Source organism: Chitinophaga pendula, from assembly GCF_020386615.1.
Classification (GTDB): Bacteria; Bacteroidota; Bacteroidia; order Chitinophagales; family Chitinophagaceae; genus Chitinophaga; species Chitinophaga pendula.
In genome coordinates this window covers 6,844,220-6,860,868 of record NZ_CP077769.1, presented here as the reverse complement: position 1 = coordinate 6,860,868, position 16,649 = coordinate 6,844,220, and the positions used below count along the sequence as shown (strand labels likewise).

Below are 16,649 nucleotides of genomic sequence, written 5' to 3'. Positions count from 1 at the left end.
CCCCCTCCCACCACACACATAAAAAAAGCCATCGCCTGAAATCAGGCAACGGCTTATAAAAAAATTAAGGTAGAAAACTTACCGACAATTTTGCACTTTAAGGTCAATGGTGTTTGATAAAAAATGCAGTATAACTTATGGCTTTACTTACTTCTTGCCGGTAAGCTTTCTCCCAATGGTCAAATCTGATAAGGAAGCTTATAAGGTAAGATCAGGATCGATATCCTTGCATCGTGATACAAAGTTGCAGCAATATTTTTCCCTGGGCTTACGAATTTGGGAAAAGAAATGATCAAATGAGGAAAAAGCCCTTACCTTATTTACAAACACCTCATAGCCAATTTATTACACAAAAAAAATGCCCGCATTACTGCAGGCAACTATTATTTATCATTAAACATTTACGACTACTATCTCAGCAGCAGCTCACAAGGCTTAAGCCCTGTATGTTTCTTAAAGGCAGTGGAGAAATGAGAGATACAGGAATACCCCATCAGTATAGCCACCTCAGATACTGACATTCCCTTTTCATAGAGCAGGCTTTTCGCCTTTTCCATACGCTCTTTCTGGAAATAATCATAGATGGTAGTGCCATACATCGCTTTGAAACCCTTCTTAAGGTAACACTCATTCATAGCCACCCGGCGTGCCAGATCACGGATAGTGATAGGTGCATCCAGTTGCTCCAGCAGGATACCACGCGCTTTCTCGATCTTTTCACGGTCTTCCAGCTGTGTCAGGAACCGGCAACCATAACGCTCATCCGGGTCATTCTGGATGAACTGGTCAGAGCTGAACAACAACAACTCCAGCGCCTTGCTCTGCAGGAAGATATTTTTCAGCGCACCTTCGTAATTATGATGCACCATCTGCTCCAGTACTGATTTGGATTTAGTACAGGGCTGAATGGTCTTCATGAACGGCTTGCGGGATTGCAATTCGAAAAGGGGAGCAGAAGTAGAAGTAGCTCCTTTTTGTAAAGATTGGATAAAAGCAGGTTGAAACCTTACAGTGATGATATCTACAGAAGGTATCCGCTCATTACAGTTGCCTTTACCTTCCGAGCAAAGTTGATCTGTGCAGGAAGGATTCTGACAATACTTGCTGCCAGCCACACAATAGCGCAACTCCACAGCGGCCGATTGGCCCCGCTTCGCCGGCTGATACACGACCATCGCAACATCTTCTACCGGCAAAGGCTTTTCATATGTAAAGCGCTGCAGCGTATAATCCAGGCAGTCCGGCACAGCAACCGCATCATGTTCGGCCAGTTGTAACTGGTCGCTCATGGCCGGCTGCGGTATCGCCAGGGTCAATATATCTTGCATATCCTTCAAAGCAACTGTAATTAAAATCCTCACAAAATTAGGGATTCAAAGTTACTTTATAAAGGTTTTGACATTCCATAGACAATAGCGCGCTCATCCTGCCCCTCCACAAATAGTAACATTCCCTGATAACGGCCGCGGACGTATGAAACCGCATATTTACACCATCATTGGTATGAATTTGGCAACAAGCCCATATATGCAATTACTACTATTTATCCGCAAGCACTGGAAAAAACTCCTGTCGATCATCGGAATATTAATATTTCTCCTTATCGGTACCAATTGGTACCTCAACCAGCGATGGAACCGCACCTTGCGTATCCAGCTGAGAGAGTACGTCACCGCCATGTCCGACAGCCTCTATACTCTTAAATACGCCAACCTCCAATTGAATATACTAACCGGTAGCCTCACCCTCGACCAGGTAAGCCTCGTGCCCGACACTACAGTATATGCACGGCTGCAATCCGGCCACCGGGCGCCTTCCCTCGTCTATACGATCAGCATGGACCAACTGCAGCTCCGGCATTTCCGGGTATGGCGATATTTCCTCTTTAAAGAACTCAATGCCGGCTCCCTTTCATTCATCAATCCCAATGTGCTGCTGGAAGAACACCGGGATAATATCGACTCCAGCCAGCATAAATCCGCTTACGAAAACATCTCCGGCAAGATCAGGCAAATAGCAATAGGCGACCTGCAGCTGGACAATACCAATCTGAAATACCTGCTTTACCAAAAGGGAAAACACCAGGTGATCACCCAGTTGCAGGAACTGCGTATACGTATCCGCGACCTGCTGATCGATGCCGCCTCCCTGGAAGACCCTACCCGGTACCTCTATGCCCGCAATTATGAGTTTAACCTGAAACATTATCGCTACCCGTCAGCAGACAGCCTCTACCTGATCGGGGTCCGCGACATCAGTTATAATGCTGCCGATCAGGAACTTACCCTCGGCTCCTGCTATGTAAAGCCCCGCTATGAGCAAGCAGCATTCGACCGGCTCGCAGTGACCCAGCGGGATCGTTTTGACGTCAATCTCCGGCATATCGTGATCCACCAGCTACATCCCAAAAAACTGCTGCAAGACCAGCAAATATGGGCACGTTCTGTCCATATCGGAAACGGTAGCATAGATATATACCGCAACCGGTCGCTGCCAATGCCCCCTGGCAACAAACTAGGGCAATACCCTAACCAGTTGCTGCATAAGCTGGACCTGCCGGTCATGATAGATAGCCTGATCGGCCGGAAAGTGACCGTTCAATACACAGAACTCAGCCCGGTATCACAACAATTAGGTAAACTGGAATTGAACGAGGTAAATGGCACATTTACCAATATCACTAATATTGACTCCATGGTCAGTAAGAATAACCATTGTATTGCCCGATTCGATGCCCTGGCCATGAAAAACGGCAAGCTGCGGGCCACCTTCGACTTCCTCCTGGCAGATAAGAGCGGACGTTTCGCAGTCGATGGCCAGATCAAAAGTATGGACGGCCGTACACTCAACCCCGTGACCAAACCATTGGGTATGGTAGAAGTAAAGTCCTGCAACATACAGGACCTGACCTTTAAGATCCGGGGAGACGAACACCGGGCCAGCGGGGAGGTGAAGCTGATATATGACCACCTGAAGATCGCCATCCTGAAAACGGATGAAAAGACCCATGAATTCAAACGAAAGGGACTATTGAGCCTTTTTGCCAATGCACTTGTCATTGACGACAGCAACCCCTTGCCAGGCCAAGCAGTCCGTGTAACCCACCCTAAGTTTACCCGGGATATCCGGAAGTCGTTTTTCAACCTGGTCTGGAAGACCCTGTTCACTGGCGTAAAAGAGACAGTAGGAGCAGGTAATATATAATAAGGAAGCAATGGACCGATGCAGTCACATGACAGGTTATTGCGCACTGCAGAAATCGCCTTTCCCATCCACCATTAATAAAGGCTTGTTTTTATGGAATTTAGCCCCAATTTTCGTATTTTTGCACGATTCACGACTGTTTTAATCTAACTAGTATTTTACACCCGAATATGAGCGAAGAATTAGCGCAAACTACCACTAACCCGAGCAACGGATATGATGCTGGGAGCATACAGATATTGGAAGGACTCGAAGCTGTGCGTAAGCGTCCTGCGATGTACATCGGTGATATCGGCATTAAAGGTTTACACCACCTGGTATACGAGGTAGTCGACAACTCCATCGATGAAGCGCTAGCTGGTTACTGTAAAAACATTGAAGTTACAATTTGTGAAGATAACTCTATCCGTGTAAGGGACGACGGACGTGGTATCCCAACTGGTATTATACCAAAAGAAAACCGTTCTGCACTGGAGGTAGTAATGACCGTGCTACACGCCGGTGGTAAGTTCGACAAGAATACTTACAAAGTGTCCGGTGGTTTGCACGGGGTGGGTGTAAGTTGTGTGAATGCACTGAGCAGCCAGGTACATGTTACCGTACAAAGAGAAGGAAAAATATTTGAACAAGAATATAGAAGAGGTATCCCTCAGTATCCTGTACGCGAGATCGGAGATTCTGAACTCACGGGTACGACTACGCATTTCCGCCCGGATAATGAAATATTTAAAGAGACTACCTATAACCGGGAAATCCTGGCCAGCCGCCTTCGTGAACTGGCTTACCTGAACCGTCGTATCAACATCACCCTTACGGATGAACGTGAAAAAGATGATAATGGTACCTTCCTGCAGGAAATCTTCTATAGTGAAGGTGGTATCAGGGAGTTCGTGCAGATGCTGGACAAAAACAGCCGTCGTAATCCCTTGCTGCCTCATCCTATCTTCATTGAAGCCCACGACGATGCAGCCAATGTAGAAGTGGAAGTAGCCCTGGTATACAACGACTCCTTCAATGAGAACATATTCTCTTACGTTAATAATATCAATACGATAGAAGGTGGTACGCACGTAGCAGGTTTCCGAAGGGCTATCACCCGTGTATTCAAATCTTATGGCGATAAGAACAAACTGTTTGAGAAATCTAAGATAGAAGTAACGGGAGATGACTTCCGGGAAGGTCTCAGCGCTATCATCAGCGTAAAAGTACCTGAGCCTCAATTTGAAGGACAGACCAAAACCAAACTCGGTAACTCCGATGTAATGGGGGTGGTAGACAGCGCCGTAGCTAACGTATTGGAGTCCTACCTGGAAGAACATCCTAAAGAAGCCAAGACCGTCATCAATAAAGTGGTATTGGCGGCACAAGCCCGTGAGGCAGCCCGTAAAGCCCGTCAGATGGTACAGCGTAAGAGCGTGATGTCCGGTAGCGGCTTACCCGGTAAACTGGCAGACTGCTCCGACAACGACCCTCAAAAATGCGAGTTGTACCTGGTAGAGGGTGATTCGGCAGGTGGTACGGCCAAACAAGGACGTAACCGTAACTTCCAGGCCATCCTCCCGCTGCGTGGTAAGATCCTGAACGTGGAGAAAGCCATGGAACACAAGATCTACGAAAGTGAGGAGATCAAAAATATCTTCACCGCGCTGGGAGTAACTATCGGTACCGAAGAAGATGACAAAGCACTGAACTTAAGCAAGTTAAGATATCACAAGCTGATCATCATGACGGATGCCGACGTGGATGGCAGCCACATCGCCACACTGATCCTGACATTCGTATTCCGTTATATGAAAGCGATGGTAGAACAAGGCTATGTATACATCGCACAGCCTCCTTTATACCTGGTTAAAAAAGGCAAGGAGCAGATATACGCCTGGACAGAAGAACAACGTAAAGCAGCTATCGCCAAGCTGGCAGGCGCCGGTAAAGAAGATAGTGTAAACGTACAGCGTTATAAGGGTCTTGGAGAGATGAATGCAGAGCAACTTTGGGATACTACTATGAACCCTGAGAACCGGACCTTGAAACAGGTAACTATTGAAAGCGCCGCAGAAGCCGATCGCATCTTCAGCATGCTGATGGGTGACGAAGTACCTCCCCGCCGCGAATTCATTGAATCTCATGCTAAATACGCCAAGATTGATGCATAACGCCGCATAATCTTGCTATAACATAAAAGGGAAGGGCAACACATGATGTGTTGCCCTTCCCTTTTATGTTATCCATTGTTGCCTATATTCCACATACTGAGGAAATCCTCCCTGTGACCGCTGGTGTTTCCCCCGCACAAAAACAGGAGCTATTCAAATCTTATAAAGAATTATCATAATTTAACATTTTTTATATATCTTGCATATGTATTTATCCCTATACCTAACTATATCCTATGCCAACAAACTCATCTACCGAAACGGGATTAAACCGTTTCGGTATTTTAAGTCCTGACTATTCACCTATAACTGTTGCGGCCCGTTATTCCTATATATGTTGCAAAAAGGCTTAACCAAACCACTTTACCTATGAAATTAGCGAATCTGACCACTGCACTGGTATTTAGTATGGCAGTCATTTCCTGTAAAAAAGAAGACAAACCAGTGGTACAACAGCCGACCATGTCATTTGCATTAGAAGGCAAGTCGCAGGTGGCTCACCACGTTGAAGCCGTATTTGACACTGCTTCAACCGGACAGATCACTTTACAGGTAGATGGGGTGATGAATAATTTTACGCAGCACATGGGACTCACCCTGACCTTTTCTGACAAAGGGGTACAACCGGGGACCTTTACTACCGCAACCTTTACATTTATGAATACGACGGGACAGGGAGGCTATAGTAGTAAAGCACTCAAAGTGAGTATTACCAACATCAATAATAAATATGCCGAAGGAACATTCTTCGGTATTTTATCAGATGGTGATATTGATAAGCAGTTAACGGACGGGACTTTTAAAGTCAACATTCAGTAAACATCATTGTAAAATCTTTCCAAACAAAGCCCCGCCTGTTGAGGCGGGGCTAATAGTTTTATGATCGACAGTAGTATGCCGTCTTTATTTCACCGGTACTGATTCAGGCCATCTCTGCCCTTTTCGGTTCCAATCTGTTCCCATACCATGGGCATCTCTTTTTCGTTTCTGCATCCATTTCCAACCTATTAAACCGGCGCATACACTAAGTACTACACCTACTGCCGGTAATAATGCAGTCCTTCTGTGATCTTTAGTTAGTGTCAGCATAACCTTACGTTTTTGTTCCATTTATTACTTTAAATGCTGTGCCAAAAAAGCTTAATAAAATGAAAAAATCCCGGAACCTGACGGCCCCGGGACTTCACGTAATGCTATAGCAGAGTGCGTTTATTTAATAAAAAATACCGCTCTTACTTCTGCACGTACCTTAATGGTCTTGAAGTCAATGTTGGATGCTGCAGCAGTATCCATCTCTCTTGATTTAGCAAACATCACATTGGCCATCTCAGGACGAACATCGGTATAGTTGTCTGTATTGATCTCCTGTACTTCGAGTATCCCGGCAATCTTCTCATCGATAGCGGTCAGCATGTAATCTGCTTTTGCTTTAGCAGCCTGCAGTGCTTTTATCTTCGCTTCTTTACGATACTCTTCCATTTTGCTGTGTGTGAATGAACCGATGTTCACACTTTCAATACCTTCTTCATCTACAGCTGCCAATATCAGGTTGATCTTGTCCAGGCGATTTAATTTCAGACGGTACTGTTTGCGGGCAAGGAAGTCCTGGTCATTTTTCTTTTTCTTCCACCACATGTCATAATTAGTACCAAAAACATTTTCGATGGTGAAATTCTCCTTAGGGATACCAGCATCTGTTACTGCCTTTTGCAGCTGTTTTTCCAAGGTGCTGATATCTACTTTACCGGACTTATTCTTATATTCTCTTAAGGCTATATTCAGGTATATCTCATCCGGAGTGATCTCGATCTCCGCAGAGCCATTTACTTCTATTTTCTTAACGGGAGGCTTGTTGTCTACCTGCTGTGCAAAAGTGGTGATCGCTAAGAATAATCCTGCCAATAATAACATTCCCTTTTTCATTTTCATATCGGTTTACTTTTAAAAAATAATTTTTTGTTTTTTATACCAGCATGATGCGCACTTACCAATCCATTCCATAAACGATCTGAAAAATTTTTCTTCATGCTCCCGGATGCTCACTGGTGCTGCCTTAAACGTTTATCAGACCAATATGTTACAGGTAATGTGATTCGTTAAAATTTTCTTAATGAAGTATGGTCTTAAAAGTAAAAAGGCCTGATCGATTATAATCGATCAGGCCTTTTCCTTTCAGGATATTATGTTATTAGTTCCTTGCATCTTCCATAGCACGCAGGAACTTGTAGAGGTCAGTCATAGAGCGTATCCGGTCTACTACCAGCATGAAGTTTTTACCTACCTGTTTAAGGCGTGCATTATTCACCCTGGTTTGCACATAAGTAAGAATGTGATTGAAAGTAGGGGATTCAAAGTAGGGAGAATCCGGGTTGTTGATAAAGTAGCAGCGTAGTTTTTCTTCTTTCAGCATCATCTTTTCGAAGCCCAGGGCTATTGCCATCCAACGGCAACGGATAGTGGTGAGCAAGTCCTCTACCGGCTCAGGAAGTGGGCCAAAACGATCTTTCAGCTCTTCCGCGAAAGCGGTCAGTTTTGCTTCTTGTGTGGTATTGTCCAGCTCCTGGTACAAGTTCAGACGTTCCTGGATACTTTCTACATAGCTGTCGGGGATCAGTATTTCCAGGTCGGTATCGATGGTACAGTCGCTCACGAAGTCTTTTTTCTGCTCCAGTTGTTCTTTGAACAGGTCGCGGAATTCGGTTTGTTTCAGTTCGCGAATTGCTTCATCGAGGATCTTCTGGTACATATCAAACCCTATCTCCGACATGAAGCCACTTTGTTCGCCACCCAGCAGGTTACCCGCTCCACGTATATCAAGGTCACGCATAGCGATCTGGAAACCGCTACCCAGTTCACTGTGTTGCTCCAGGGTCTGCAGTCGTTTGCGGCTATCTGCCGGCAATGTGCTGACAGGTGGGGCCAACAGGTAGCAAAATGCTTTCTTGTTACTACGCCCTACACGCCCTCTCAGCTGGTGGAGATCGCTGAGTCCGAAGTGGTGTGCATTGTTGATGATGATGGTATTAGCGTTAGGAATATCCACACCGCTTTCCACGATGTTCGTACATACCAGTACATCAAATTTGCGATCGATGAAATCGAGGATCACTTCTTCCAGTTTATGCCCCTCCAGCTGTCCGTGAGCAGTAGATACCGAGAGGTCCGGGCATAGGCCCTGTATGAGGCCTGCAATCTCCTGCAGGCCTTTAATACGGTTATGTATGAAGTATACCTGCCCGCCACGTTCTGTTTCATAATAGATCGCGTCGCGGATGAGGTCATGGTCGAAGACATGCACTTCTGTTTCGATCGGCTGCCTGTTTGGCGGCGGCGTGTTGATGATGGAAAGATCTCTTGCTCCCATTAATGAGAACTGCAACGTTCTTGGTATAGGCGTAGCAGTTAGAGTAAGCGTATCTACATTCACCTTCAGTTGCTTTAGCTTTTCCTTTGCGGATACACCGAATTTCTGTTCCTCATCTACTACGAGTACGCCCAGGTCTTTGAACTTCACTTCTTTACCCAACAGCGCATGTGTACCGATGATGATATCTATCTTACCATCTGCCAGTTTCTGCAGGGTTTCTTTTTTCTCTTTGGATGATTTAAACCGGTTAAGGTAGTCGACGGTACAAGGGAAATCCTTCAGACGCTCGGAGAAGGTCTTGAAGTGCTGGAAAGCCAGGATAGTAGTAGGTACCAGTACGGCTGCCTGTTTACCATCTACTATGCTTTTGAATGCTGCACGTACGGCTACTTCCGTTTTGCCGAATCCCACATCTCCGCAGACGAGTCTGTCCATCGGTGCAGGCGCTTCCATGTCGCGTTTCACATCGGCGGTAGCTTTGCTCTGATCGGGGGTATCTTCGTAAATGAAGGATGCCTCCAGTTCTGTCTGCAGGTAGGTATCCGGCGTGTGTGTGAAGCCTTGTTGGGCTTTACGCGCAGCATATAAACGTATCAGGTCTTTAGCGATATCTTTTACCTGTGTTTTCGCTTTTTCTTTCAGCTTATCCCAGGCATCACTACCTAATTTATTTACTCTTGGTTCTACGCCTTCCTTCCCGGTGTATTTACTGATTTTATGAAGGGAGTTGATATTGACATACAGCAGGTCGTTGTTTTTGTAGATGATGCGGATCGCTTCCTGCATTTTACCACCTACTTCGATCTTTTGTAAGCCGCTGTACATACCTACACCATGATCGATATGTGTCACGAAGTCGCCTGACTGCAGTTCGCGCAGGGTCTTCATGGTAATAGCCTTATTTTTATTATAGGCCTGTTTTACTTTGTATTTATGATACCGCTGGAAGATCTGGTGGTCTGTATAACAGATCATTTTCAGGCCATGATCTATGAATCCGTTGCTGATGGCAACGGGTATGGGATAGAAGGTGAAGGTGGCCTTGAGATCTTCGAAGATGCTGCGCAGGCGTTCCAGCTGGCGGGCATTTTCTGCGAAAATAAACAGGGAGTAGTTCCTCGTGTTGTGTTGGGAGAGGTCTTTGATGAGCAGATCAAACTGCCGGTTGAACACGGGTTGTTCCTGTGTTTCGAAGTTGACCGGTTGTGCGTCGCGGTTGGTTTCCTGCCACCAGTTGCGATGTCCGAACAGGACGCAATGGCGTTGTAACAATTCTTGCAGGAGGGTGTGTGCGGGTACGAAGTCATCTGCGGTGATGGTCATTTCTTCATCGTCGCCCACCCGTACTTTCTGTCCACCTTCCAGCCAGGCCGCCAGTCGTTCTTCCATCTGGGAGACAACTTCCTGAATATATCCAGGATCTTTGAACCAGACTACGGTATTTTCAGGCAGGAACTCCAGCAGGGAGGTCTTTTTATGACCGGATACGTGGGCGTCCATGTTGGCAATGAGGGTCACCTGGGTGAGTTTACGTTCGCTCAGCTGGGTCTCCGCATCGAAGAGGCGGATGGAGTCTATATCTTCTCCAAACAGCTCTATACGATAGGGTTTCTCATTTCCGAAGGAATATATGTCGAGTATGCCACCTCTGACGGCATACTGTCCTGGCTCGTATACGAAATCTGTCGCCTTGAATCCCCATCCGACCAATTTCTCGAGCAGTGCATCTACTTTGAGGACGTCGCCGACCTTGAGCTGAACCATGTTGCTGTTGAACTCGATGGCGCCGGCTACTTTTTCCCACAAGGCTTCCGGGTAGGTTACCATCGCTTTCTTGCGGATGGTATGACCGGAGAATTTCATCAGGGCTTCGGTGCGCAGCATGCTATGGCTGCTGTTGAGCTCTGCGAAGTGGCCGGTCTTTTTGAAGGAGTCCGGGAAGTAAAAGATATCGAGGGCCTCGGTGAGATGTTCGAGGTCATTATGAAAATAAGCGGCCTCTTCTCTATCGTTGAGGATAAAGAGATGGTTGGCCTCTGCATGTGCCCATGCTGCTGCTGTAACAAAACTAACTGCGCTGCCCGTGAGGCCTGTTAACTGAAAATAATGCGGGGCAGGCAATTGGAATCCCTTCACCAGCTGTTGCAGGCGGGGATCACGTTGGTACAGTTGTAATATACCCTGTAAGTTCATGAAGGTTGCAAAGATACAAAATTGTTGATAGTTGGATACTTATACTACATTATCGGGGGTAGCTGCCGGCAGGTGGCAGGCAACGGTTACGCTGGACTATTTTCCTTATATTTAGTATGTTATATATCCGTACGACCAAACACTAACTGCATGGAACAATGGTACACCGGCAGGGTTACCCGTATTGTGGATGAGACCTACAATACCCGCCGTTTTTGGATACAGGTTCCCGAAAAAGACCCCTTTGATTTCAAACCGGGACAATTTGTTACGCTGGATCTCCCCATCCACGAGAAAAAGAACAAGCGCTGGCGTAGTTACAGTATTGCTTCTGCCCCTGATGGCACTGCTACGATCGAATTAGTGATCGTATTGCTGGAGGGGGGGGCCGGGACTACCTATCTTTTTAATGAGGTCCGGGAGGGCAGCGAGTTGACCCTGCGGGGGCCGCTGGGCTTGTTTACTTTACCGGAGCCGATGGAGAAGGAGCTGTTCCTGATCTGTACCGGTACCGGGATTGCTCCGTTCCGCTCTATGGCGCACTATATCAAGGCACATGGTACTCCGCATGCGCCCATACACCTGATATATGGCAGCCGGTATGAGAAAGACCTGTTGTATGCAGCAGAGATGCGCGAGCTGCAGGCACAGCTGCCGGACTTTAATTACATCCCAACCTTATCGCGGGAAGACGCCGTCGGCTGGACCGGGCGTAAGGGTTATGTACACCAGATATACGAGGAGTTGCTGGCCAATGACCGGCGGCCGGCCCATTTCTTCCTGTGCGGGTGGAAAGCGATGATCGACGAGGCAAAACAGCGTATACTGGCGATGGGATACGACCGGCACGACATTCACCTGGAATTATACGGTTAGTTGTATATAAAAAGCCAGCGCCGGTAGTGTCAGTACTACCGGCGCTGTATGTGTTGCCATTCGGCAGAATGATACTATTCCATGATCTTGTTCATCACTATTTCCCGCACTTTAGACAGCGGAATCCGCTCCTGCTCCATACTGTCGCGATAACGGATCGTTACAGTGTTATCTTCCTTCGTCTGATGATCAACGGTCACGCAGAAAGGTGTACCGATGGCATCCTGGCGGCGATAGCGTTTACCGATCGCATCTTTCTCTTCATAGAAGCAATAGAAATGCGGTTTACATTGATCCATCAGCTCACGGGCGATCTCCGGTAATCCGTCCTTTTTGGTCAGCGGGAAGATGGCCAGTTTGATCGGAGCCAGTTTTGCCGGGAATTTGAGTACTACACGGCTATCCTCCTTACCCTCTATGGACAAGTCCTGTTCTTCGTAGGCATTGCATACGGTCAGCAGGAACATACGGTCCAGACCGATGGAGGTTTCGATCACATACGGTGTGTAGTTCTGGTTGATCTCCGTATCGAAGTATTGTATTTTCTTCCGGCTGTATTCCTGGTGCTGTTTCAGATCGAAATCGGTGCGGGAGTGGATACCTTCCACCTCTTTGAAACCGATCGGGAACTCGTATTCGATATCCACGGCAGCATCGGCGTAGTGGGCCAGTTTGATATGATCCTTGAAGTGATACCTGTCAGGATCAACGCCCAGGCTGAGGTGCCATTTCATCCGTTCTTCCTTCCAGTACTGGTACCATTCTTTCTGAGTGCCAGGGCGGATAAAGAACTGCATTTCCATCTGTTCAAATTCTCTCATACGGAAGATGAACTGACGGGCTACGATCTCGTTACGGAAGGCTTTACCTATCTGTGCGATACCGAAGGGTATTTTCATACGGCCGGTCTTCTGCACGTTCAGGAAGTTAACGAAGATACCCTGTGCTGTTTCGGGACGCAGGTAGATCTCGCTGGCTTCGTCGGTTACGCTACCCAGTTGGGTAGAGAACATGAGGTTAAACTGACGGATATCGGTCCAGTTACCGGTACCGCTAACGGCGCATTTTATTTTGTTGTCTTCAATGAGTTGTTTGAGACCAGCGAAGTCATTTTCTTTCAGCAGCGCTTCCATTTTATCCAGGAGTGCTTTTCCTGCTGCTTCGGGTAATGTTTCGGCATGAGCTTCCAGGAGGTGATCTACACGGTAGCGTTTTTTGCTGTCCTTGTTATCGATCATGGGATCGCTGAAGTTATCCACGTGACCGGAAGCTTTCCAGGTAGTGGGGTGCATAAAGATGGCTGCATCGATCCCGACGATGTTTTCATGCATCTGGGTCATACTTTTCCACCAGTAGTCACGTATGTTTTTCTTCAGTTCTGCCCCGTACTGACCATAATCGTATACAGCGCTGAGCCCGTCATATATTTCGCTGGACTGAAAAACGAATCCGTATTCTTTACAATGCGATATGATCGCCTGGAATTTATTCTGATCTGTACTCATAGTGGCGCAAATATAATAATGCCGGGTGGAATTCTAAACGGCAGAAATGGCCGTTAGGCGCAAAAAACTGCTTCTTTTACGCCAAATCTGTTAGAAAAGGACCAATACGATACAAAAAGACATTATTCCTGCTACCGGTATTCCTGTTACGGTATTCCTGCTGCCGGTGAGGTGTTGGTTATCCGGGGGGTAGATCGCCGGGGTTGATTTCTTCGGGTACATCGGCGATGGCATTGGGGCTGTCATGCCCGGTGACCTCTACCTGCCTGATCCAGACGGCATAGTCGTTTGGATAGATCTGGGCGCCCAGATGCTGTACGTACACGCGCGTAAAGACGGCACCGAAGTAAAGGATGGCAGCCGAGTAGTATATCCATAGCAGGATGATCACGATGGAGCCCGCGGCGCCATAGCTGGAGCTGATCTTGCTGGCGCCGAGGTAATAGCCGATGGCGAATTTCCCCAACATGAACAATACGGCAGTAGTGAGAGCGCCTCTGATCACACTTCTCCACTTAATGCGGGCATCCGGCAACACTTTGAAGATAATAGCAAACAGCAGGGTGATGACAACGAGGGTAATGGCCAGGTTGACCAGGTATATGACGATGACAGCCATACCTGGGAACAGGGTTTGCAGGCGGGTATTGAATATTTCCATCAATCCGTTAATCACGAGGGAAACCAGCAGGATGAATCCCATACTGACTACCAGTGAAAATGACAGGAGCCGGTTGACCAGCATTTTGATCAGTCCTTTTTTGGGTTTGGCTTTGATACGCCATATCTGGTTGATGGAATCTTGTATTTCGGCGAATACCCCGGTGGCACCGATGATGAGGGTAACGACCCCGACAATGGTAGCCCAGTTCATATCACCGGAAAGAGAGGCATTTTTGATCATCTGCTGGAGTTGTACGGCAGCAGCGTCGCCTACAAGGCCGCGTATCTGTCCGTACAGGCTGCCTTCTATTGCCTCTTTACCATAGAACAGGTCGCAGAGGTAAATGATCACTATCAGCATAGGAGCGATAGAAAAGATAGTATAGTATGCCAGTGCTGCACTGAGTTTCAGCACCTTGTCATCTATAAAATCATTGACTGATTGTTTCATGATCAGCCACCAGGTTTTCATTTTTCCTTGTAGTTGCATATTCCGAAAATAACAAAAATCCTGCCTGCTCAGCCATATCTGGGATGCTATTGGCAGGAGGAGGGGGTGGCCCTACCATCTTTTTTACTAATTTCAGCGCCTATGAGAGTATTGATACAACGCGTTACGCACGCTTCGGTGACGGTAGACGGCACTGTCACAGGCCGTATTGGCGCCGGCATGCTGATATTGGTAGGTATTGAGGATACGGACGGGGAAGAAGACATCTCCTGGTTAAGCAGCAAGATCACGCAGCTGCGGATATTTGCTGACGGGGAGGGTGTTATGAACCTTTCGGTGAAAGATATAGATGGAGAGATATTGTTGGTAAGCCAGTTTACGTTGCATGCGGCCGTGAAGAAAGGTAATCGCCCTTCTTATATCCGTGCCAGCAAGCCAGATATTGCCATTCCGCTGTATGAACAGCTGATTGCCAGGCTGGGGCAGGACCTGGGTAAGCCGGTAGCAACGGGCATCTTTGGCGCTGACATGAAGGTACAATTGTTAAACGATGGTCCTGTGACCATCTGGATAGACAGTAAAAACAAGGAATAAATCTCAATACATGACGATACAGGAGTTACAGGCGCAGATCGACCAGTGGATCAAGACCACGGGAGTACGATACTTCAGTGAGTTAACCAATATGGCTATACTGACGGAAGAGGTAGGAGAGGTAGCGCGTATTATATCCAGGCAATACGGTGATCAGTCGTTTAAGGCCAGCGACCGGCAGAAAGAGCTGGGAGACGAGCTGGCGGATGTATTATGGGTGCTATTGTGTATTGCCAATCAGACCGGCATTGATATGACGGCGGCATTGGAGAAGAACCTGGAGAAAAAGAATATCCGGGATGCTACCCGTCACCAGGAGAATGACAAGTTACAATCGTAGTGGTCAGCTGTCGGCATATGCTTCGATCACGAAGGACCTGTCGTCTGATGCCAGCTGCGGGTAATATATTTCCCGGAGGAGGTAGTATCCGAGGTAGGTGAAGGCCAGGTAGAGCAGGAAGAAATCGCTTAAAGTGAAGGTGATGGATGCAGCCTGTAAGATAATGACGGCCCAGAGCGCCTGCTTGTATTTAGGCAAGGCAATATAGGCCGCTATTTTCAGCAGGTATATCAATCCGAGGCAACCGAAGGCCGGCCATCGCATACCGGTGGGTACTGTCAGTAGTTCATACACCTGATATATGGTGAGTAATATGCCGGTCCATATCAGCATTTTGCCGGGCCAGTTGTCGAAGGTCTGCCGGTAGGCATCGATGTTTTTCTCTACTGTATCATTTTCCTCCGGTGTGGTGGCTAGTATCCATACCGGTATCACATTTACCACTGGTATATAATGCAGTATGTACAGCCAGGTCTGCCGGCGGTTGATAGTCAGGGAGCGGCTGACGATGATATTTCTCAGTAGGGCTGCGCCGGTATAGATGAACAAACCAGCTGCGAGCGAGGAGCTGATGGCAAAGAAAGCACTGTGTCTGAGCTGTAAAAATCCTGGTTCGGATAATTCGCGGATATTGTTGGCCAGTTCGGCGACGCCTGCCATAAAGACCCACCAGGTGGTGAAGAACAGGGGCAGGTATTCCCAGGTGGTCAATACCTGTACTTTGGAGAACAGGCGTTCTATGTACAAGCGGCTTACCAGTATCTGTTCGGTCAGGAATATGATGACGTAGTAGCTGAGTGCTTTATAGAATGTCAATACGAGGATGGTGATATATGGCCATAGGTCGGCCAGGAAGTTTGTCCTGGACCAGTCGAGCAACCAGCTGCCGACATGGCTGTTGATCCTGGGGAACAGGAAATAGATCATCCCGGTGATGAGTCCTGCTTTAATGGCCTTTCTGCTGCCGGCGAGATAGAATCTGACCGTGAGGATCAGGACGTATACGAGCAGGTTATAGGCTTCCAGCCAGAAGCGTCGTCCGTCTTCGCGGCCGATATAGCCTTCGAGATCGGGTAGCATCTGCAGGCCGAAGGTCAGTGTAGAGACCAGCAGTATAATAGCTGCGGCGCTATACCGTTTGCTGACGAGGAATTCCCAGGCGGCGATGCCGCCAAAGCCGATACCATATATTGCCGAGGCGTACCAGGCATTCTGAAAAAAGGTAAGTGTTGAGCTAAGGCTAAAATACAGTGCTACAGGCATCCAAATGGATCTGAACACATTAGATTGGTTGTGAGTGAAA

The 16,649-nt window shown here is 47.4% G+C and carries 13 protein-coding genes; 6 read left to right on the top strand and 7 right to left on the bottom strand.

The window, feature by feature from the left end; all coding sequences use genetic code 11:
• Nucleotides 1-410: 410 nt before the first annotated feature.
• Complete coding sequence (locus tag KTO58_RS25830) at nt 411-1,328, bottom strand: helix-turn-helix domain-containing protein (RefSeq protein ID WP_095836637.1); 918 nt, start codon at nt 1,326-1,328, stop codon at nt 411-413.
• A gap of 199 nt (nt 1,329-1,527) precedes the next feature.
• Between KTO58_RS25830 and KTO58_RS25825 the strand changes: the two genes are divergently transcribed.
• The 3 genes from KTO58_RS25825 to KTO58_RS25815 all read left to right on the top strand — a co-directional run bounded on the left by KTO58_RS25825 (nt 1,528) and on the right by KTO58_RS25815 (nt 6,176).
• The gene (locus KTO58_RS25825; RefSeq protein WP_157752736.1) at nt 1,528-3,204 is read left to right on the top strand and encodes a hypothetical protein; all 1,677 of its coding nucleotides are present in this window, start codon (nt 1,528-1,530) and stop codon (nt 3,202-3,204) included.
• A gap of 170 nt (nt 3,205-3,374) precedes the next feature.
• A complete protein-coding gene (gyrB, locus tag KTO58_RS25820) occupies nt 3,375-5,357 on the top strand; it encodes a DNA topoisomerase (ATP-hydrolyzing) subunit B (RefSeq protein ID WP_095836639.1) in 1,983 nt (660 codons plus the stop codon).
• A 369-nt stretch (nt 5,358-5,726) separates the two neighbouring features.
• Nucleotides 5,727-6,176 (top strand): hypothetical protein, encoded by a 450-nt coding sequence (locus KTO58_RS25815; protein ID WP_095836640.1) that lies wholly within the window; start codon nt 5,727-5,729, stop codon nt 6,174-6,176.
• An 84-nt stretch (nt 6,177-6,260) separates the two neighbouring features.
• Here KTO58_RS25815 and KTO58_RS25810 read toward each other — a convergent pair whose 3' ends face one another.
• From KTO58_RS25810 to mfd, 3 genes are all read right to left on the bottom strand, one after another.
• Nucleotides 6,261-6,446, bottom strand: a complete 186-nt coding sequence (locus tag KTO58_RS25810; RefSeq protein WP_157752737.1) for a hypothetical protein — start codon at nt 6,444-6,446, stop codon at nt 6,261-6,263.
• Nucleotides 6,447-6,566: 120 nt separating this feature from the next.
• Nucleotides 6,567-7,286, bottom strand: a complete 720-nt coding sequence (locus tag KTO58_RS25805; RefSeq protein WP_225859922.1) for an SIMPL domain-containing protein — start codon at nt 7,284-7,286, stop codon at nt 6,567-6,569.
• Nucleotides 7,287-7,545: 259 nt separating this feature from the next.
• Nucleotides 7,546-10,917 (bottom strand): transcription-repair coupling factor, encoded by a 3,372-nt coding sequence (gene mfd / locus KTO58_RS25800; protein ID WP_095836642.1) that lies wholly within the window; start codon nt 10,915-10,917, stop codon nt 7,546-7,548.
• A 150-nt stretch (nt 10,918-11,067) separates the two neighbouring features.
• Here mfd and KTO58_RS25795 point away from each other — a divergent pair, with 150 nt between their 5' ends.
• Nucleotides 11,068-11,793, top strand: a complete 726-nt coding sequence (locus tag KTO58_RS25795; RefSeq protein ID WP_225859921.1) for a ferredoxin--NADP reductase — start codon at nt 11,068-11,070, stop codon at nt 11,791-11,793.
• A 74-nt stretch (nt 11,794-11,867) separates the two neighbouring features.
• On the opposite strand, the gene KTO58_RS25790 is transcribed toward KTO58_RS25795, so the two are convergent.
• Both KTO58_RS25790 and KTO58_RS25785 read right to left on the bottom strand, forming a co-directional pair.
• Complete coding sequence (locus KTO58_RS25790; protein WP_095836643.1) at nt 11,868-13,298, bottom strand: glycine--tRNA ligase; 1,431 nt, start codon at nt 13,296-13,298, stop codon at nt 11,868-11,870.
• A gap of 178 nt (nt 13,299-13,476) precedes the next feature.
• The gene (locus KTO58_RS25785; RefSeq protein ID WP_225859920.1) at nt 13,477-14,412 is read right to left on the bottom strand and encodes a YihY/virulence factor BrkB family protein; all 936 of its coding nucleotides are present in this window, start codon (nt 14,410-14,412) and stop codon (nt 13,477-13,479) included.
• Nucleotides 14,413-14,553: 141 nt separating this feature from the next.
• Here KTO58_RS25785 and dtd point away from each other — a divergent pair, with 141 nt between their 5' ends.
• Entirely contained in the window at nt 14,554-15,006 is a 453-nt protein-coding gene (dtd, locus tag KTO58_RS25780; RefSeq protein ID WP_225859919.1) for a D-aminoacyl-tRNA deacylase, read from the top strand.
• A 10-nt stretch (nt 15,007-15,016) separates the two neighbouring features.
• Complete coding sequence (locus KTO58_RS25775) at nt 15,017-15,346, top strand: nucleotide pyrophosphohydrolase (protein WP_095836646.1); 330 nt, start codon at nt 15,017-15,019, stop codon at nt 15,344-15,346.
• Between the two features lie 3 nt (nt 15,347-15,349).
• Here KTO58_RS25775 and KTO58_RS25770 read toward each other — a convergent pair whose 3' ends face one another.
• Nucleotides 15,350-16,627, bottom strand: coding sequence for a hypothetical protein (locus tag KTO58_RS25770; RefSeq protein ID WP_157752738.1), 1,278 nt, complete (start codon nt 16,625-16,627; stop codon nt 15,350-15,352).
• Between the last annotated feature and the right edge of the window lie 22 nt (nt 16,628-16,649).